The sequence below is a fragment of the Runella zeae DSM 19591 genome, from assembly GCF_000423565.1.
Lineage (GTDB): Bacteria > Bacteroidota > Bacteroidia > Cytophagales > Spirosomataceae > Runella > Runella zeae.
This window is the reverse complement of the sequence record NZ_KE384037.1, coordinates 132,286-152,211: the sequence shown is the minus strand read 5'-3', so window position 1 is coordinate 152,211 and position 19,926 is coordinate 132,286. Positions and strand designations below refer to the sequence as shown.

Annotated in this window: 12 protein-coding genes; 6 read left to right on the top strand and 6 right to left on the bottom strand. The window is 44.0% G+C overall.

The genetic code is table 11. From position 1 onward, the window contains the following. Positions 1-8: 8 nt before the first annotated feature. From G563_RS0121540 to nirB, 3 genes are all read right to left on the bottom strand, one after another. Positions 9-1,439 (bottom strand): ATP-binding protein, encoded by a 1,431-nt coding sequence (locus G563_RS0121540; protein WP_028667125.1) that lies wholly within the window; start codon positions 1,437-1,439, stop codon positions 9-11. A 96-nt stretch (positions 1,440-1,535) separates the two neighbouring features. Beyond that, complete coding sequence (gene nirD, locus G563_RS0121535) at positions 1,536-1,874, bottom strand: nitrite reductase small subunit NirD (protein ID WP_028667124.1); 339 nt, start codon at positions 1,872-1,874, stop codon at positions 1,536-1,538. 21 nt (positions 1,875-1,895) lie between these two features. After that, positions 1,896-4,400 carry a nitrite reductase large subunit NirB gene (gene nirB / locus G563_RS0121530; protein WP_028667123.1) on the bottom strand — a complete coding sequence of 835 codons (2,505 nt, stop codon included), beginning with the start codon at positions 4,398-4,400 and terminating at the stop codon, positions 1,896-1,898. Positions 4,401-4,834: 434 nt separating this feature from the next. Here nirB and mutS point away from each other — a divergent pair, with 434 nt between their 5' ends. The 4 genes from mutS to G563_RS37180 are packed head-to-tail and all read left to right on the top strand — an operon-like array spanning position 4,835 to position 12,043. Beyond that, the gene (mutS, locus tag G563_RS0121520) at positions 4,835-7,507 is read left to right on the top strand and encodes a DNA mismatch repair protein MutS (RefSeq protein ID WP_028667122.1); all 2,673 of its coding nucleotides are present in this window, start codon (positions 4,835-4,837) and stop codon (positions 7,505-7,507) included. Positions 7,508-7,557: 50 nt separating this feature from the next. Beyond that, positions 7,558-10,461, top strand: a complete 2,904-nt coding sequence (locus G563_RS0121515; RefSeq protein WP_084650936.1) for a leucine-rich repeat domain-containing protein — start codon at positions 7,558-7,560, stop codon at positions 10,459-10,461. 35 nt (positions 10,462-10,496) lie between these two features. Further along, positions 10,497-11,420 (top strand): AAA family ATPase, encoded by a 924-nt coding sequence (locus G563_RS0121510; RefSeq protein ID WP_028667120.1) that lies wholly within the window; start codon positions 10,497-10,499, stop codon positions 11,418-11,420. After that, entirely contained in the window at positions 11,420-12,043 is a 624-nt protein-coding gene (locus G563_RS37180; RefSeq protein WP_051211122.1) for a DUF3226 domain-containing protein, read from the top strand. The genes G563_RS0121510 and G563_RS37180 overlap by 1 nt, the downstream gene beginning before the upstream one ends. Here the strand turns inward: G563_RS37180 and G563_RS35525 are convergent. From G563_RS35525 to G563_RS0121490, 3 genes are all read right to left on the bottom strand, one after another. Continuing rightward, the gene (locus G563_RS35525; RefSeq protein ID WP_037327787.1) at positions 12,040-12,252 is read right to left on the bottom strand and encodes a C1orf53 family protein; all 213 of its coding nucleotides are present in this window, start codon (positions 12,250-12,252) and stop codon (positions 12,040-12,042) included. The two genes, G563_RS37180 and G563_RS35525, sit on opposite strands and share 4 nt — an antisense overlap. A 224-nt stretch (positions 12,253-12,476) precedes the next feature. Continuing rightward, positions 12,477-13,727 (bottom strand): MFS transporter, encoded by a 1,251-nt coding sequence (locus G563_RS0121495; protein WP_028667119.1) that lies wholly within the window; start codon positions 13,725-13,727, stop codon positions 12,477-12,479. Positions 13,728-13,787: 60 nt separating this feature from the next. Next, positions 13,788-14,939 (bottom strand): LacI family DNA-binding transcriptional regulator, encoded by a 1,152-nt coding sequence (locus G563_RS0121490; protein ID WP_028667118.1) that lies wholly within the window; start codon positions 14,937-14,939, stop codon positions 13,788-13,790. Between the two features lie 291 nt (positions 14,940-15,230). Between G563_RS0121490 and G563_RS0121485 the strand changes: the two genes are divergently transcribed. Then, a complete protein-coding gene (locus G563_RS0121485) occupies positions 15,231-18,248 on the top strand; it encodes a SusC/RagA family TonB-linked outer membrane protein (RefSeq protein ID WP_028667117.1) in 3,018 nt (1,005 codons plus the stop codon). Between the two features lie 27 nt (positions 18,249-18,275). Continuing rightward, positions 18,276-19,763: a RagB/SusD family nutrient uptake outer membrane protein gene (locus G563_RS0121480; RefSeq protein ID WP_028667116.1), complete on the top strand. Its 1,488-nt coding sequence runs from the start codon at positions 18,276-18,278 to the stop codon at positions 19,761-19,763. Positions 19,764-19,926: the final 163 nt, after the last annotated feature.

Here is a 19,926-nt window from a genome sequence, read left to right as displayed (position 1 = left end):
TTAGATGATTATTGAGGGATTTGTACCAATATCTCGGTGCCTTCTCCTATAGTTGAGTTTATTTTTAAAGTTCCGTCCAGTAAATGAGCTCTCTCTTGTAAGTTGTGAAGGCCATGCTGAGGCACCTGTGTGGGATTCTTCTTTTTACTGACTTTAAATCCTCGGCCATTGTCTTTGACTTGGAGTACGATTTTTTGAGACTTGAGCGTCAGTGAAAGGGTGATTTGGCTGGCGTGGGCATGTTTGATGGCATTGTGGAGGGCTTCTTGCGCAATCCTGTAGATTCCAATTTCCACATTGGGGTCAAAGCGCTGGTCTTGGACATTTGACGAAAATGATAAAGAGGCGTGGGTGTTGCGAGCAGAAGCGTACGTCAATTGCTTGAGTGCCAAGGAGATGCCGAAGTCGTGGAGAACAGGCGGCATGAGATTGTTGGAAATATGGCGTACTTCTTGTATCGTTTGCCCTACCAAATCGCGCAGACTAAGAATGTTTTGACGCTCGTTTTCTTTCAAATCGGCGATATCCACCAAGCTTTCAGTCATCATTTTAAGTCCTGTAAGCATTTGTCCCACACCATCGTGCAATTCTTTCGAGAGTCGTTTGCGCTCGTTTTCTTGTCCTTGTACAAGCGCCGCTGCGTGTATTTTATGCTCTTTCAATTCTTGACGGTGGCGATTTTGGGTAGCCTCCAACAACTGAGCTTGGGTGACACGGAGCTGCTGGTAAGCTTCATTGAGCTCTTTATTGGTTTGGATGGTTTTTTCGCGGGCTTCTATCAGTTGCAAAATTGACTCTCGAAGTTTGGCAACAGCCGGCCTAAAAATAAATAGTCCTTCTAAAAACAAAACAAAGAGCGTCAGAACCATGAGTACCATCTCAATATTTCGCAGATTGGTTACTTTTTCTTTGGCTTCCTTGTCGTATTGAAATACGATGCGGTCCATTTTTCGCAAAAAAACCAGTTCATTGTCAAAGATGTTTTTGAGGACGGAATCAATATTGGGGAGAGGGGTACGTTTTTCTAAACTATTTAAAACCAAATGGGCGTTTGAACGAATGGCCTGAAAATGAGGCTCAATATCTTCAAACATTTTTTGAAGTGTGCTCCCGTTGTGGGTCTTTGCTTGGATGTCGGTCAAATCACCCGTTTTCAATTGATGATGATGCAGCTCCCAATCGGCCAATACTTTTTTGAATTCAAGCAGGTGAATCTCGGGATGAGCCAAATCGGGGCGTTGGGTGAGGAGCAAGGCCGTTTTGGCAATCAACTGACTCTGGAAGCGTTGGCGGCCTGCGTAGTTGACAAGCCAGGAGTCGTTGAGGCCTGCCTTGAGGGTGTTTTGAACCAAAATTTGCCCAAGTATCGTCAGGAAAGCAACCAACGACAACGCCATAATGTATAATCGGGTAAACCGCTTAGGGATACGGATGGGCATTTTAACTATGATGAATCAATCTCAAATAAAACATACGATTAAGGATGCTTGGTCGAAGCTCTTCTTCAGAGAAAAGCCCCGACCAAAGCGAGGTTTTTAGACCCCAATAAAAACAAAACCTTCTTCAATCTTGACGGGGTAGACATTGATGCAATAATCTTCTCCTTGAAGATTAAGCCCCGTTTCGAGCGAAAATGTTTTTTTGTGAAAAGGACAAGCCACTTTGGGATGCCCTTGCTGATCACCAATCATGCCTCGGCTCAGTATCATTTGATGTTTGTGAGGGCATTCGTTGTCGGTGGCATACCATTTGTCAAGTTGTTTGAAATGAAAAACCGCAATTTGCTTGTCATTATATTTGACACAAGCCCCCCCATTTTCGGGGAAAGCTGTTATGGGTGCGGCTTTAAACCAAGTTATATTTTTGTTTGTCATTGTCTTTTTTGTTTGGGAAGGTTACCAGTCAGCCGGTCTTTTTTGGGTTCTCATTTCTACAAATTGCAGGCTTGGGTCGGCTTCTTCCGAATTCACAAAGTGCGTAAAACGGCTTCTGATTTCGGGGGTTTCGACGGCTACGCGCCATTCGTCATGGTAAGTTTCAATCAGATAGGCCATTTCTTTTTCGAGTTCGTCGCAGATACCTAAGCTATCGTTGATAATGACGTCGCGTAGGTATTCAAGTCCTCCTTCGAGTTTGTTAAACCAAGTGGCAGTTCGCTGAAGCGGTTCGGCGGTTTTGATATAAAACATCAAAAATCGGTCAATGTATTTGATACAAGTGTCGTCGTCGAGGTCGCTGGCAAATAGCACCGCGTGCTGAGGCTTGATGCCGCCGTTGCCACACAAGTAGAGATTCCAGCCCTTTTCGGTAGCGATGATACCAAAATCTTTGCTTTGGGCTTCGGCGCATTCGCGAGTACAGCCCGACACCGCACTTTTGAGTTTGTGGGGAGCCCTAATTCCCTTGTAGCGATTTTCGATACGAATGGCATAGCCTACGGCATCTTGTACGCCAAAGCGACACCAAGTACTTCCTACGCAGCTTTTGACAGTACGCAGGGCTTTACCATAAGCGTGTCCACTTTCAAAGCCAACTTCGATGAGTTCTTCCCAAATCAAAGGCAATTGTTCTACGCGAGCGCCAAACAAATCGACTCGCTGCCCTCCGGTAATTTTACAGTACAAATCGTATTTTTTAGCTACTACCCCCAGCGCGATAAGTTGGTCGGGGGTGATTTCGCCGCCCGGTACGCGTGGCACTACTGAGTAGGTTCCGCCTCTTTGGATATTGGCTAAGTAGCGGTCGTTGGTATCTTGAATGACGGCTTGCTTCGCAATCACCTCATTGTAAATACTAGCTAGCATGGAGGCTACGGCAGGTTTACAAACTTCACACCCACAGCCTTTTCCGTGAGCTGTCAATACCTCCTCAAAAGTACGCGTCTCCGACATTTTGATGAGATGATAAAGCTCTTGGCGCGAATAGTCAAAATGCTCACAGATGACTTTCTTTATCGTTTTCCCTTGTTTTTTCAGGGTCTCGGTGAGCAAGTCGGAGAGCATAGGCACACATCCGCCGCATCCTGTACCTGCTTTGGTGCATTTTTTTATGGCCGCGACATCGGCTAAATTTTGGGACTCAATAGCTTCGCAGATAGTGCCTTTGGTAATGTTTTCACAAGAACATACACTCGCACTTTCGGGAAGTGCCGATACGCCTGCCCCTGCGGTAGCTTCTCCTTTGCGGGGTGCTAGGATGAGGTCTTCGGGCGAAGGTGGCAGTATCATCTGATTTTTGGTCATTTGGAGAAGCATGTTATAATTGTCGGCTTCTCCTACCAGTATGCCACCTAATAGATATTTTCCGTCGCTCGATACATTCAGGCGTTTGTATATTCCTTTGAGCTTGTCTTCTATGACAAGGGTATTATGGGGAATATGCTCACAAAAAGGCTCGCCAAAACTTGCCACATCTACGCCAATCAATTTGAGCTTGGTGGACATATCAAAAGGTTTGAACGTTTTGTCGATTCGACCACTGACGAGATTGGTCGCCACTATGTCGGCCATTTCATAGCCTGGTGCAACAAGACCATAAATCATATTTTGATAAAGCGCACATTCGCCAATGGCATGTATATGGGCATCGGAAGTAGTGAGGGCGTCATCTACGATGATTCCGCCGCGTGGCCCTACTGCCAGGCCTGCCTGCTTGGCTAACTCATCGCGTGGGCGAATCCCCGCCGAAATAATGACCATATCGGCTTCCAAATAACTTTGGTCGGTAAACGATAGCCCCCGGACTGCCACATCACCATCAAAAAAAGCGGTGTTTTTGTTGAGGTGAATTCCAATGCCGAGTTGCTCCATTTTGGATTTGAGCATATCAGCCCCCGCAGCGTCGAGTTGTCTTGGCATGAGCCGAGGTGCAAACTCTACGACCTGGGTTTCAAGGCCCAAATCAAGTGCCGCTTTGGCTGCTTCTAATCCCAACAGACCTCCGCCAATCACCGCAGCACGTTTGGCATTTTTAGCATAAGCGATGATTGCATCGAGGTCTTCGATGGTACGATACACAAATACCCCTTCTTTTTCAACTCCTGCCACTGCTGGTACAAAAGCCGAAGAACCCGTGGCTAGTATCAACTTGTCGTAGGGAATTTGCAGTCCCGTGTGCGTCACAACGACGCGCGCCTGAGGGTCGATTTGAGTGACGCATTCGCCCGTGAGAAGTCGAATGCCGTTGTCGAGATACCAACTTGCAGGAGCCATCGAAAGCTCCTCTGCTGATGTACCCGAAAAATACGCGGACAGATGAACCCGGTCGTATGCCGGACGAGGTTCTTCGCCAATCACCGTGATAGAAAACGAGCCGCCACCCGCTTTTGTCAGCAACTTTTCGCAGAATTTGTATCCTACCATGCCGTTGCCTACTACCACTACCTTTAGAGGTTGTGTCATGAAAAACGTATGTTTATAATCCCTAATAAAGACTCCTCCGTGAAGAGGTACTGTTGTTTATGTACTACAAAAAAATAAAAATGTGTATGTTTTATTATTAAGTAAATTACTTGATAATAGCAATTTAATTGGATATATGTCTTGTTTTTTAAACTAAAAAATAGATAAATGCCAAGTTGTGTTTAATTTTTACCTAAAAATATTACTTAATTTTGTGAATATAGATATTTTTGATTGAAAATTTTTGTAATAATCTTATTGGTAAAATAATATTTCAAAAAAGTATTTGTAAAGTGCAAAAAAGAAAGCTCTAAGAGCTTACAGGCTTTTGGTACTTCCTCCAAAAACTGAGCAGAGACATCGAGCATGGGAGTAGAGATTTCCGTCAATTTTTACCTATTTTTGTCGCTTTATTCTTCAATTTGATATAAGGCATGGCTCGTACCGGAAAGACTACCACAGAACCCCTCAAACCCAAAGAAACACCGCTCAATCGTCAATACAATCAAATCAAGTCCAAGTACCCCGGCGCTATGTTGCTGTTTAGGGTAGGGGATTTTTACGAAACTTTTGGTGAAGATGCCATACGAGCAAGTCGGATTTTAGGGATTGTGCTTACCAAACGCAACAATGGGGGAGCTCAGGAGGAGTTGGCGGGCTTTCCGCATCATTCGCTTGATACTTATTTGCCCAAACTTGTACGGGCAGGGGAGCGCGTGGCGATTTGTGACCAACTCGAAGACCCTGCCGTGGCGAAGGGTATTGTACGCCGTGGCGTGACTGAGCTTGTGACACCGGGCGTTTCGTTTAATGATAATGTGCTAGATACGCGCCGTAACAATTACTTAGCGGCGGTGCATTTTGGCAAACAAAATAACTTTGGTGTCGCTTTTTTGGATGTTTCTACTGGAGAGTTTTTGACTACCCAAGGCACCAAAGAGTATATCGAAAAACTACTACAGAGTTTTGCGCCTTCGGAGGTGCTTTATTGTAAAAAACATCGTCAAGAGTTTGGGGAGTTATTTGGCGATAAATTTCATACTTTTTCGCTCGAAGATTGGGCTTTTACGCATGAGTTTGGGTATGAGATTCTTATCAAGCATTTTCAAACTACTTCGCTCAAAGGTTTTGGTGTAGAGGCACTTACCGACGGGATTGTGTCGGCGGGGGTAATTTTGAGGTATTTGGCTGATACAGAGCACAAAGAAGTAAAGCACATTACGCGTCTGACTCGCCTCGACGAAGAAAAATACGTATGGCTCGACCGCTTCACGATTCGTAACCTTGAATTGGTATATCCGCAGCAAGAAGGTGGCGTGCCTTTGATTCAGATTCTAGACCAAACCGTCACTCCTATGGGGGCGCGCTTGCTGCGCAAATGGCTGGTATTGCCCTTGAAAGACAAAGCCCCGATTGAGGAGCGTTTGCAGACGGTTGAGTATTTTTTACAACATGACGAATTGTTGGAGGAAATTACTCAACACCTCAAACAAATAGGTGACCTTGAGCGGCTTATTTCTAAAGTGGCAGTGAGGCGCATCAATCCGCGAGAGTTGGTGCAACTCAAAAAATCACTGAGTCATATTGCACCCGTGAAAGAGCTACTCCAAAAAGCGTGGAATGAAGAGAAAAAAGCCAAAGAAGAAGGAGAAACGGTGACGGCTCCTACGCCCCTACGCAAGTATGCCGATCAGCTCAACGCTTGCGAGTTTTTGTTAGAAAAAATAGAAGCCGAACTACGCGAAGACCCACCGACCGTGACCAACCAAGGGGGGATGATTAAGTCAGGAATAGATGCCGAATTGGATAAATTACATCAGTTGGCTTTTTCGGGCAAAGATTATTTGATTCAGATTCAGAATCGGGAAATTGAGCGGACGGGCATTACTTCCCTCAAAATTGCTTACAACAAGGTATTTGGGTACTATTTGGAAGTAAACAATTCTCATAAAAACCGAGTGCCCGCCGACTGGATTCGGAAACAAACCCTCGTAAATGCCGAGCGGTATATCACGCCCGAATTGAAAGAATACGAAGACAAAATCCTGAGTGCCGAAGAAAAGATATTTGTGATTGAGCAGCGTCTTTTTAATGATTTGGTGATGATGGCCAACGACTACGTAGCAGCCGTGCAGCAAAACGCCCGTGTGGTGTCGGTATTGGATGCCTTGGCGTCGTTTGCGCGGGTGGCCCGCAAAAACAATTATTATAAGCCTCGCATTACCGACGAAAAATCATTGAATATCAAAGAAGGACGTCACCCGGTGATTGAGCAGCAGCTGCCTTTGGGGGAAAGCTATGTGCCAAACGACCTCTATCTCGATGACCAAAAGCAGCAAATCATCATCATCACTGGCCCTAATATGGCTGGAAAATCGGCTTTGCTGCGCCAAACAGCCCTGATTGTACTCATGGCACAAATGGGTAGTTTTGTGCCAGCCACCGAAGCCGAAGTGGGATTGGTAGATAAGATTTTTACCCGTGTGGGTGCTTCCGACAACCTGAGTCGTGGTGAAAGTACTTTTATGGTCGAAATGACCGAAACGGCGAGTATTCTCAACAACCTCAGCGAACGAAGCTTGGTATTGATGGACGAAATCGGGCGCGGAACAAGCACTTACGATGGGGTGAGTATTGCGTGGAGTATTGCGGAGTTTTTGCATAATCATCCTCGGCACCGGGCCAAAACGCTCTTTGCAACACACTATCACGAACTCAACCAACTGGCCGAAGATTTTCCGCGCGTCAAAAACTACAATGTAGCGGTAAAAGAAGTAGGGAATAAAGTGATATTTTTACGTAAATTGAAAGAAGGAGGTAGTGAACATAGCTTCGGAATCCACGTAGCCCAAATGGCCGGAATGCCTCAGGAAATTGTACTACGTGCCAACGACATTTTGCACAGTCTCGAAAAAAGCCACCAAAAACAAGAAACGACCAAGGCAGTAAAAGAAATGCCAAAAGTCAATTATCAAATGACGCTTTTTGAACCCCAAGACCCGCGCATAGAAGAACTCAAAACCAAGCTCAAAAGTCTAGATATCAATACACTATCACCCATAGAAGCACTTTTGAAACTAAATGAATTGCGCCGACTAGTAGAATAAATAAAGCATACAGCCCAATAGTTGCAGCCTTTTTAAAATCCGTACTATCCATGAAACATCTAAATTGCCTAATGGTCGTTTGCTTGGTGCTTTGTGTCCAAAGCTTGCAAGCTCAAATGCCTATGGAGCCTTATGAGAAAAAATTCTTCTCAACGCATGGGGTTTCGTTTAGACTAGCTAAGATTGATTTAAAAGCGGGAAGGAAAGTAACAAGCCTATCGCTGAGTGATTATGAGAAGGAGTGGGGCGAATCACTCGCTGCATTTACTGATCTTGAAACAGTCAGTATTTGGGTATCAAACTCACAAACTGATACGGTAAAATTGGCGAAAATCCTTGAACAATTAAGTCAATTGCCAAAGTTGCGTAATTTAACCATGAGTAATTATGAAAACCCAAACAGGAAGCTACCCTTACCTGCAAATCTACATAAACTAAAAGACCTAGAGGGGCTATCCATCACTGGTTTTGATGTTTCTAATTTGTCAGTTGTGTTGTCCAAAATGGATAAGCTCAGGGCCTTACAGTTGAAGTTGTCATCGGTTTCTACCTTTCCAGAAGCTATTCGTCGCTGCAAAAATCTCAAAGCTCTATCACTTTCTCTTCCCTATCTTGTGGTATTCCCAGATTGGATAGCCGAACTGAAATCTTTAGAATCCTTGATTTTGGAACTTTATAGCCTAGAAGGGCAAAGTCACAAGAGAGCTTTATCAGAGATACAAGATTTTTTGCCGGAGTTTACATCATTAAAATACCTTGAAATCAGGGGTTTTTATCTCAAAGGTTCTTATTTTAGCGGATTGCCTTCTTCGCTTATGCAACTGAGTTTGGCCAATTCAAATTTGAGTGAAGTCGGTTTGTTTTGGAAGCAGCTCAATCGGTGCCAACAGCTCGAAACCCTTTGGATAAACTACAGTACTATCGCTCCCGAAAGTGTTGAGGCTACTCTTTCATTGCCTGCCTTAAAACAGTTGAATTTGACAGAATTGTATGAAGATGATGTGCGCAAACACCGCTGGACTTCCCTGCCTGATTTTTCAACCTGCCCCCAACTACAAACCCTACGCCTCAACAAAGTATTGACTTCGGGTGCTTTGTCATATATCGAAAACCTATCAGCATTGCAGGAATTAAGCCTAGCCCAAAATGAACTTGAGGCATTGCCTGATTTGGCAAAAATGAGGTCATTGAAAAAACTCTTTGTTCAAGAAAATAAACTCACGACACTGCCCAAAAGTATTGGGAAATTGAAAGACCTGGAAGAAATCGACCTGTCACAAAATCAACTGACGGAGTTGCCTTCTGCACTTTTTGAACTTAGGTCGTTGAAACACATTTCACTTAGACAAAACCAACTCGAAAAGATACCATCTCAGCTAGAAAATCTCACTCAACTCAGGGAGTTGAATCTGATGAATAATAGGCTTGCTGCTTTACCCAAAAATATTGGAAATTGTGCCGCTTTGCATACGCTCTTTCTCAACTACAATGCAATCGCGTCACTGCCTAGCTCAATAGGGCAACTCCGTCGCCTCAAGACGCTTCAGGTATCCCACAATCCGCTTACTTCTTTGCCCGAAACCATCGGCGATTGTGACAGTTTGCAGTCGTTGGTGGTAAGTCATTCTTTGTTAGAAACGCTCCCTGTATCGATAGGTAAATTACACAGACTTGAGCTCTTAGATATAAACAATGCCCTGCATTTTGAAAATAGAAAAGCCGAAAATACCCCAACGTACCAAAGTCGATTGCGGTATTTACCCGCGACAGTGGTCAATTGTCGCTGGCTTCGTACGTTGGATTTGTCCCATAACAAATCGTTGGAAGAGGCAAAGTTGTGGCCTGTGATTCAGCAGCTTCGGATGTCGGAAGGATACCTCAACCTCTCAGGTTGTGATTTGGATTCTATTCCGATGGAGGGCTGGGAAGAGACCCAAATCCCCAACTTACAATTGCAACAAAATAATATATCGAAATTGCCCACGAGTTGGTTTAAAGCAAAAGGCATCAAATTCATCAATTTGCACAATAATAAACTTCCCGCTGCGCTCAATCGTGATTTTGCTTCTTTTGAAGATCGTTTGTTGATAGGTGAAGAAATGGGAGTAGATGTTCCTAAACCCTTTCCTAAGACCAAAGACATGGCACGGGCGTACATCATGCAAGCGACTCAGCAGCTCAATCGCGGAAACATCGGGACCTTTGTGGAGTACATGAATAGCGCGCAACAAGCCGATTCGACCGAGGGGCGGTGGAATACCGAACTATGGTCGAGGTATTATTTTCATACCCATCAATACCACCGCGCTATCGATAGCATGAACGTGGTAATTGGTCGCTATTTTGATTTTGCCAAAAACAATCCTGCCGTTCGGCAAGGGCTTCCTGTTGCGATGATGGTGGACTTTCGGGGGCAGGCCAAATGGAAACTCAGAGATACGTTGGGGGCAATCCAAGATTTTGAAATGCTGGTCAACGAATACCGGCTTTTTGCGCCTCATCTTTGGGGGCGTTTGGGTTTGTTGTATCGTTTGTATAGTTCTACCAAAGGTAAAAGCGGTGCGGCTTTCGATAAGGCTATTCATATGTACGAAAACGTAAGAAACCCACCGCCGATGGTGCAATTGAGCACGGCAGAAGTTTATTTGATGAACGAGCAGCCCGACAAAGCCTACGAATATCTATTTGGGTTGGATACTTCAAAGTTTAGAATCGCCGAAAAATGGGTGGCAGATTATTTGATATTAGCTTCTAAAATTGCCCAACAACAAGCCGGAGAAGACGAAGTAGAGGAGTTTGAGAAAAAACTAAAAGCACAAAAAGTCGAAATCAAAAACTGGAGTTATCAATTGTTTGAAGATGGACTTGGCACCTTGGCACTTTCGTCGGAGCGCAAATCGCTTTTACATCGCCTCACCGCCGCTATGAAGACCCAAAGTGTGGTGTGGGATTAGTGTTTTTTGTTAATTTTGAAAAAAAGCACACAACTATGCTTCAAAGTATTGAAATAGAAAATTTTCGCTGTTTTGAGAAGACGGCCATTAGTGGTTTTGAACAAATCAATCTCATAACTGGAAAAAACAACGCTGGCAAAACGGCGTTATTGGAGGCGATTTTCTATTTTTTAAGTAGTCAAAGATATGCTATTATCAAAAATGCTCGAAAGTCTTCTAATGAAGCTGATAATGTAAAAAGTATCTATTTCAATCAAAGAACTACGATTCCAATTTCATTGAGTGGATATTGGGATAACGAGCGGAGTTTATTCTCAATAAAAGATGTTAACGCAGCTTATTCACCTCCTGCTTTTACAAAGGATTTTGAATTGGCATTTATAGTGGATAAAGATTCACAAATTCCTGTCATGGAAGATATCGCTGCGTTTTTTGATGATGAGGTGATTGCAGGAAATAGTAGAATTATTCACGATTCATTAGCTGTAATTGATGATACATTAGAAGAGATTCGGACTTTTGGCAGCCGCCAAGGAGTATTGTATCTACGTAAGAAAGGAGAAGAAAACTATGTTTCTATCAATTTCTATGGCGATGCTACACAGAAAATAGTTAGGTATGTAGTGAATATTTTATCTTTAGCTAAATCTGGGAAAAAATTTAAACTTTTGCTCATTGACGAAATCGAAAATGGTATTCATTACATTGCCCAAGCTGAGGTGTGGAGGATGTTAATGAGATTGTGTAAACATTTTAATATTCAGCTGTTTGCCACTACCCACAGTTTGGAAATGATAAAGGCGTTTCAGCAAGTGTGTTCAGAAGAGGAATTGATAGGAATGGGAGGGTATTTTGAACTAGGAAGAAGCCCTAAAAACGGCCAAATTATCGGCGTAAAGCACGATTTAGAAACCTTAGAATACGAATTGGCTTCTGGCGATACCATCCGCGGTGAATAATGAGAAAAGTAATTTTAGTAGAAGGCAAACAAGATGCTGAATTTATAAAAGTACTTGCGCCTGACATAGAAACCAGAAAGATTGAAATTAAAGAGCTAAGTGGCGCTGGCAAAGACAATTCCAAGTCTTTGAGGATTGCTTTAGACGGAGTCAGAAACGATGCCCTTTTGGAGTCTATTGAAAAAATAGGAATTCTTCTCGATTTAGACCCTGCCGACTTTTCATTGGAAAGTAAACTCAATTTTTTAAATACGGCATTAGAAGAGGTTTTTGGTATAAGAATAAACAACATGAATGAATTTCAGCTGATACCGCAGCTTGAAGCCTCAATTGCCTGTTATTTTATTAACCCTAATCTTGATGTGTTGTTAAGACAGATTGCCGCCAAACCGTCTCCAAGGGCAAATTGCCTCTATGCTTGCCTTGAAAAACAAGAAAATGTAAAGCAAAAAGAAAGGGAAAAAGCATGGCCTCTGTATTATATGCGGTGGGATATTTGTGAGGCAAAAGAACGTGAAAATGGAGTTAAATGCGTCAATTTTACTTACACTTATAGCCGAGGTGCATGGAATTTGGAAGCACCTGTGTTGGCAGATTTAAAGTTATTTTTAGCACTTTTTTAGCGTTTTTTCTCTTCTTTCTTAAATCCATAAGGACAATGACGGCAGCCATTTTTGCAGCAGTAGCCGCGCTTGAGGTGATAAGCGGCCGTAAAAACCAAAAAACCGTTGGGGTCAGTATAATAATCTTCCTCCGCTAAGCCGTGGCGCTTAGCAGTTTGACTTTTACCAGAAGGAGAAGCCGGTTTGTCGCTCAAGGTATTTTTAATCAAAACGGGTTTATAAAACTTTAAACAAGACTTTCCAAGTTTATAGCTTTGCTGGTTATTGAAACTTGGAAAGTCTAATTTTGTATAAATACTTAATCACAGAATTTTTGTAAAACTTTGCAAATTTTAACCTAAAAGACTCAAAGTCGGGCAAAAATTTGCAAATATGAAATCATCAACGCGGAATAAACGTGTTGTGAAAGAAGATTGTTTTAAAAAATAAAAAATTAGGTCAGTTTGACCCCAAATAAATCTTTAGAACGCAGCCACACCCAAGTCACAATCACCATCGTGAGTCCACCCCCAATCAAAACCGAAGGAACAGTGCCAAGAAACTTGGCCGCAACGCCTGATTCAAAAGCACCGATTTCGTTGGACGAACTGATAAAGACACTATTGACCGCAATGACTCGCCCGCGCATGTGGTCGGGGGGGACTACTTGAAGGATAGTTTGACGAATGACAACGCTGATAGCATCAAAAGCCCCCGTCAAAAATAACATCAATACCGACAACCAAAAGTTAGTAGAAATCGCAAATACCAGCGTAGCTAGTCCAAAACCCGCGACCGCAATGAGCATATTGCGCCAAGCGTGGCGCGTAGGAGCAAAATAGGCCGTTGAAAAAACCGTAATCACCGCGCCTACCGAAGGTGCAGCGCGCATAATACCAAGCCCTTCAGCGCCTACTTTGAGAATATCTTCGGCAAATACGGGCAAAATCGCAATAACACCCCCAAACAATACCGCCGCTAAATCGAGTGAAGTAGCATAAAAAAGAATTTTTTTGTCATACACAAACTTGATACCTTCTTTGATACTTTGCCATACGTTGGTTTGAGGGTCGCTGATTTCGGGGATAGGTTTTTTGGAAATCAACGCTAGTAAGATTTGGCTAAAAGCAAATAGACCCACCACTACCCACAGCGTATTGACAAGTCCAATGTAAGCGTATAAAAACCCTGCAATACCTGGCCCTGCGATGGCACCTACTTGCCAAAAAGTACTGCTCCAGGTGGCGGCGTTGGTGTAGGCTTCACGCGGGGTCAAAAAAGCTTTGAGTGAAGAGGATGCAGGTGAATAAAACCCTTTGGCAAAACCAATTACGGCCAAAATAGCATATACAATCAGTAGTAAATGGGTAGTAGAAAAATGAGAACGATGAGACGGATGCATAAACCATATCAACGCCAACGAACAGCACAATATCACACTTTGGCTGATTTGCATGATTGTTCGTTTGTCTTTACGGTCGGCATAGTGTCCACCAAACAAGGCAATAGAAATATAAGGAAGAGCTTCGGCTAAACCAATAAAACCCAGCGAGAGTGGGTCGTGCGTCATTTTGTATAGCTCGTAGCCAATGACTACTTCCTGAATCATAATGGCCGCCGTAATAAAGCTATTGGCCGAAATCAACCGTACAAATTCAGGATACCGCAGGGCGGCGTAGGGGTCGTTGGGGTAAGTTTTCAAGATATTCTAAACTAAGGTTACTACCTAAAGTTTTTAACCTAATTCACCCAAATAAAGTTGCTTTTAGGGGCTTAAATTCACCGAAGAATTACGAATAATGAGCCTTGTAGGAAGGGTATGTATCACATTATGAGGATGTTCCATTTGTTCTAATAATAGCTTTGCCGCTTGCCGCCCCATCTCCCATACGGGCTGCTCAATGGTGGTCAGTGATGGCTCAATAATGGCCGAAACAGGGTCGTTGCTAAAGCCCACGATTCCTAATTCTTGGGGAATCTTTACCCCTCGGCTTTTGGCAACGAGCATGATTTCGATGGCGGTGGGGTCATTGATGGCAAAAATAGCATCAGGAGGCTGCGGCAAACTAAGTAGATAATTGGCATAAATGCGGGCCTTTTCTTCCGACAAATCGTAATGAATGATGAGGTCGGGGTCGAGAGGAAGACCGTGTTTTTGCAAAGCATCTCGATACCCATTTAATCTCAATCGGCTTACTAACAGAGAATTAGGCCCAGCCAAGTGAGCAATACGTCGGTAGCCTTGTTTGATCAAATGCTCTACTGCTTGAAAGGCACCCTCATAATCGTCCACAATTACCTGTGGGGTTTCTAATTCGGGGCAAACGCGGTTGAAAAACACCATAGGTACTTCTTTGCGTAGTACAGCTCTGAAATGGTCGAAATTGTTGGTTTGGGCCGTAACCGATACCAGTAGCCCATCCACGCGGCTACTCATAAGGGCTTTGACGTTGGCCATTTCGGTTTCGTAAGATTCGTCCGACTGACAAATCATCACGTTGTATCCCGCCTTTGAAAGCACTTCTTGCGCTCCCATAATCATCGTAGGAAAGAAATAATGCCGAAACTCTGGTACTAAAATCCCTACGATATTGGTCCGACTTTTCAGGAGCGCATTGGCTAAGGGATTGGGCTGATATTCCAACTGTTGGGCCAAATCCAAAATCATTTTGCGCGTACCTTCATGGATGTCGGAATGCCCCCGCAACGCCCTCGACACCGTCGATTTGGAGATGCCAAGCTGATGGGCAATATCCATGATGGTGACTTGGTGATGGCGTTTGTTTTCGGTAGTAGCCGAAGGAGTAGGTAACGTAAAATGATAGTCACAATCTTTACAAAAATACCGCTGTTTTCCGCGCGTAATCCCGGCTTTTTGCACAAAATCAATTTGCAAACATTTCGGACATTTTATCATCTATAATTTGTATTATTTTAAGTTTTGGTGGGTTGCCTGAAGGAATTGGTAAAAAAACAAAATATTCCTAACAAAGTGATAAATGGTTTTTAAATACTCCTATCGACATCAGTTTCGGGAAAGTTCCCGATAGTTTTTGTGAGTAAAATTCAATTTTTTCTGTTGATTATTTAAGAATGCCCTCTAACTTCCAGCAAAATCAGGTTTAAAGCACCTCAAAAGCACTTTATAGGTGTGCTTGTTTTAATCTTTAAAAATTGTATATTTTTTACTTTTTAAACCTTTAATCCTATGCTAGGAAAATTACGAATATGGTTGTTAGTCTGTGGCCTGCTGTCCAACGCTTATGCCCAAGACTTGACCATTAGAGGAAAAATCACCGACAGTTCGGGAGGAACGCTTCCGGGGGTCAATGTAACGGTAAAAGGTACGCAGAAAGGAGTGGTGTCGGACGGAGAAGGTAAGTACCAACTCAATGGCGTGCCTACTAATGCAACTTTGGTATTTTCGTTTATTGGTTATCTCAAACAAGAGCTAGAGGTCAACAATCGTAGTGTTATAGATGTGGTGCTAGAAGCTGACGTAAAAGCCCTCAATGAGGTGGTAGTCGTGGGATATGGTACGCAGCGGAAAATCGAAACTACGGGTTCGATTGCTTCTGTCAAATCGTCGGACTTGGTACAGACACCCGTCGCCAACGTAGCTCAGGGATTGCAAGCGCGTGTCTCAGGAATTCAGATTAATCAAAACTCAGGCTCCCCAGGCGGAAACGTCAGCGTCCGAATTCGCGGTACCAACTCTATCAATGGTACTTCGGAGCCGCTGTATGTGGTAGATGGTATTCAGATTTCTAACGGCGGTGGTATCAATGATGTTAGCCCGCTTTCGACCATCAACCCTAACGATATTGAGAGTGTGGAAGTATTGAAAGATGCCTCGGCCTCAGCGATTTATGGTGCACGTGCAGCCAATGGTGTGGTACTTATCACCACCAAACGCGGTAAAAGTGGAGGGACGCGCGTTACGCTTGATAGCTATTATGGAATGCAAAAAGTGGCAAAAACCCTTCCTACGCTCAATGCGGCCGAATTTGCACAGTTAGAAAATGAAGTTTTCAAAAATAGTTACTACAAAGACCCTGCTTCTTTGGGTGAAGGCGTAAACTGGCAAAATATTATTTTCCGCGAAGCACCCATTCAAAATCACCAATTGTCTATCAATGGGGGTAATGATAAAACCCAAGTGGCACTTTCTGCCAACTACTTTGACCAAGACGGGATTATTATTAGTTCTAATTTCAAACGCTATTCGTATCGGTTGAACCTCGACCACAAAATCAGTAATCGCGTTAAAGTCGGAACAAGTATCTTGGGAAGTTATTCGGTTAATTCAGGTGTGCAGACGGGTTCTACTAGTCAAGGGGATGCCGATGTAGTAACGGGTACTATTTTAGGTGCGGCTATCGGCGCACCACCAAACTTGAAACCTTACCGTCCTGATGGAAGTATTTTTCCTTTCGGAGAGCAAGAAGACGGACGTTACCGCGAAGTAACCAACCCACTAGGACTTGCCGCAGTACTAAACAAAACAGCCCTCAAAAGGACATTGATAAATCTGTATGGGGAAGCTACGATTTTGAAAGGCTTGACCTATCGGGCGTCTTTCAACGTAGATTTACAAAACAATATCACCGACCGCTATTCACCTCGCTCTATCATCAGTGCGCGTGATTTGAATGATAATTCAGGTTCGGGTTCGAAGGCTAATAGTAACTTTTTGGGGCTATTGCACGAAAGTATTTTGACGTACTCGCAGACGATTGCCGAAAATCACAGCTTGAAATTTACGGGCGTATTTGCCTCACAGGCTGAATTCGCCAACGCTAACTCTATCAGTGCTTCGGGCTTCCCTAACGACGCTACCCAAAACGAAGCGTTGCAGTTGGCCCTCAATCGCACTGTCAACAGTAGTCGTAGCAAGCAGCGCTTGGACTCGTACATGGGTCGGGTAAATTATGGCTACAAAGACAAGTATTTCTTGGACTTGACTGCCCGTGTGGATGGTTCGAGCCGCTTTGGTGCCAACAACAAGTATGGGTTTTTTCCAGCAGTTTCGGCGGCGTGGCGCTTGATTGAAGAGCCTTTTTTGAAAAACGTAACGTGGCTTTCTGACCTTAAACTACGGGCAAGCTACGGTATCACGGGGAATGCGGGCGGTATTTCGCCTTACCAATCGTTGAGTACGGTAGCTGCTACGGGGAGTGATTATGTTTTCAACAACGCCTACGTAACAGGCATCAATCCAACCGGAATTGCTAACCCTGATTTGCGTTGGGAAAAATCAACCCAAACCAACATTGGCTTGGATGTAAGTGTGCTCAACAATCGCTTTAGCTTGATTGTGGATCTGTACGACAAAATCACCAGAGACTTGTTGTATATCAAGACCTTACCTTTGTCGTCGGGTTATGCGAGCATTACGGGCAACTACGCATCTTTGGAAAATAAAGGAATTGAGTTTGCAGCCAATGCACGAATCTTAGATGGGCCAATTAAGTGGAATGTATCAGCCAACTTGACGCGTAATCGCAATAAAGTACTAGACCTTGACGGCGGAACTACCACCGAACGTTTTATTACGAGCTACACCATTTTGAAAGTGGGCGAGCCATTGGGTTTGATTAAATCTTACATTTTTGACGGAATCAACCAAACAGGAGAAACCATTTTGCCTGGCTACGATGGACGTTTGGGAGGACATAAAATCAAAGACTTAAACGGAGACGGCACCATTACCTCAGCGGACCAAACCATTACGGGAAATCCTAACCCTAATTTTATCTTTGGTTTTTCTACCAATCTGGCCTATAAAGGCTTTGACCTCAGTGCGTTCTTGTCGGGTTCGCAAGGTAATGATATTTACAACCTCAGCCGTTTGTCGTTTGAAAACCCACTTGGACAACGCAATTTGTTGAAAGGCGTCGTCAATCGCTGGTCACCTACTAATCCTAGCAATCAGTACGTGAGTGCTGCCCAAGGAGGACGTTTGCCTGTGAGCAACTACTACGTAGAAGATGGTTCGTATATCCGTTGCAAAAACGTGACGTTGGGATACACCCTACCTGCTCTCAAAGGCATCCAGAATATTCGGGTGTATGTTTCAGCCAACAACCTATTTACCATTACCAATTACAGCGGATTTGATCCTGAGGTAAATACATTTGCAGGTTCCAATACTGTTATTGGTGTAGACAACTTCGTGTATCCACAAGCGCGCTCGTTCTTGGGAGGTATTCAAGTAACGTTTTAAGCTTCAATCTTTCAAAAAGCATTCATTATGAAAAAATATAATAGACTCATCGGCTTATGTACTGCCCTTTTGGTGCTCAATACAGGCTGTAATCTAGACGAAACCATTTACTCCTCCATTTACACGGAGGCTTTTTATAAAACTGCCGCGGATGCCGAAAAAGGGCTTGTGGCCGTCTATGACCCCTTGGGAGATATGGGAGGGGGGCCTGCTTTGACCATTGTATCCGACTTTAGCGCTGACCAGTGTTATCCCCGGGCGGTAGTAGGACGCAATACCCTGACGCTTTTTGCTTATGACGCCAACTACACGACCCAGCGCACCGCAGGCCGTACCAACGAATCGCCGCAACAGATTTGGGCATCGTGCTACGACGGGATCGAAAAAGCCAACTGGATTATCGAAAAAGTACCTGCTGCCGTCATGGATGAAACACGCAAAAAACAAATCGTGGGCGAGGCGTATTTTATGCGAGCGTTTTACCACTGGAACTTGACCAAAAACTTTGGCGATGTTCCTGTGAAAGTAAAACCGAGTACTTCCGAAGCAGAAGCAACCGTTCCAAAAAGCCCCAAAGCTGACGTTTATAAGCAGATTTACAGTGATTTAGATCAAGCACTTGCCGCAGGATTGTTATCGTATCCAGCTGTCGAAAAAGGTCGTCCTTCCAAGGAAGTGGTCAATGCACTTTATGCTAAAGCTGCTTTGTACAACGAAGATTGGCAAAAAGCTTTGCAGAAAGCGCAAGAAGTTATCAGTTCGGGCAAGTACTCGCTCATGCCCGATGTGCGCGATGTGTATCGCAATGAGAAAGAAGACGCAGCGCGTGTGGAAAACATGTGGGCGTATGAAGTAGCCCCCATTTCTCCTGGCCGTGGCCACCAACTTACGGGCCTTTGTGGCCCTCCCGGTAATGCGGGAGCGGAGTACGCTCGCACATCGTTTGGGTCGATGTTTGCGTATCAATCTTTCTTTGATTCGTTCGACCCCGCCGACAAGCGTCGTCAGCTTTTGGATACTACTTACATCAATCGAAGCGGTGCGGTAGTGCCTCAACGCAGTATTACGCCCATTACGACCCAAGGTGTTTTGATTAAAAAATACCAGGACCCCAACACGATTGTAGGACAAATTCCTAATATTCCTATTCTACGTTTACCTGATATGTACCTCATTGCTGCCGAGGCTGAGGCACGTTTGAATGGAGCAACTGCCGCTGCGTATGGATTTGTGAATGTCATTCGTAAACGCGCAGGTTTACCCGATTTGAAAGCAGGTTTGAGCAAAGATGCATTTATCGATGCCGTGTTGCAGGAGCGTTCGTGGGAGTTTTTTGCCGAAGGTGATCGCTGGTATGATTTAACCCGCACTGACAAATTTATGAGTGTGATTCCTAAAGCCGTCAACAACGTCTATCCCTCGCGTACCCCAACGGCTAAAAACAAGTATTTCCCTATTCCACTAGACGAGATCAATGCCAATCCTAAATTGGAGCAAAACCCAGATTGGAAGTAAACCCACAATGTTGGCAAGGTTTTAGGGCTTCAACGTTGGCAAGGTTCTAAACCTTGCCAACGTTAACCACCAGAGGAAATACATGCCAAATCTAAGGTGGAAGTAACCTAGATTTGAAGTAAAACATAACGTTGGCGAAGTTATCGACCCTCAACGTTGGCAA

Coding starts and splice junctions, on each gene's coding strand:
- mutS (WP_028667122.1), top strand. CDS start 4,835: ATGGCTCGTACCGGAAAGACTACCACAGAACCCCTCAAACCCAAAGAA.
- G563_RS0121515 (WP_084650936.1), top strand. CDS start 7,558: ATGAAACATCTAAATTGCCTAATGGTCGTTTGCTTGGTGCTTTGTGTC.
- G563_RS0121480 (WP_028667116.1), top strand. CDS start 18,276: ATGAAAAAATATAATAGACTCATCGGCTTATGTACTGCCCTTTTGGTG.
- G563_RS0121510 (WP_028667120.1), top strand. CDS start 10,497: ATGCTTCAAAGTATTGAAATAGAAAATTTTCGCTGTTTTGAGAAGACG.
- G563_RS0121490 (WP_028667118.1), bottom strand. CDS start 14,939: ATGATAAAATGTCCGAAATGTTTGCAAATTGATTTTGTGCAAAAAGCC.
- G563_RS0121540 (WP_028667125.1), bottom strand. CDS start 1,439: ATGCCCATCCGTATCCCTAAGCGGTTTACCCGATTATACATTATGGCG.
- G563_RS0121485 (WP_028667117.1), top strand. CDS start 15,231: ATGCTAGGAAAATTACGAATATGGTTGTTAGTCTGTGGCCTGCTGTCC.
- nirB (WP_028667123.1), bottom strand. CDS start 4,400: ATGACACAACCTCTAAAGGTAGTGGTAGTAGGCAACGGCATGGTAGGA.
- nirD (WP_028667124.1), bottom strand. CDS start 1,874: ATGACAAACAAAAATATAACTTGGTTTAAAGCCGCACCCATAACAGCT.
- G563_RS37180 (WP_051211122.1), top strand. CDS start 11,420: ATGAGAAAAGTAATTTTAGTAGAAGGCAAACAAGATGCTGAATTTATA.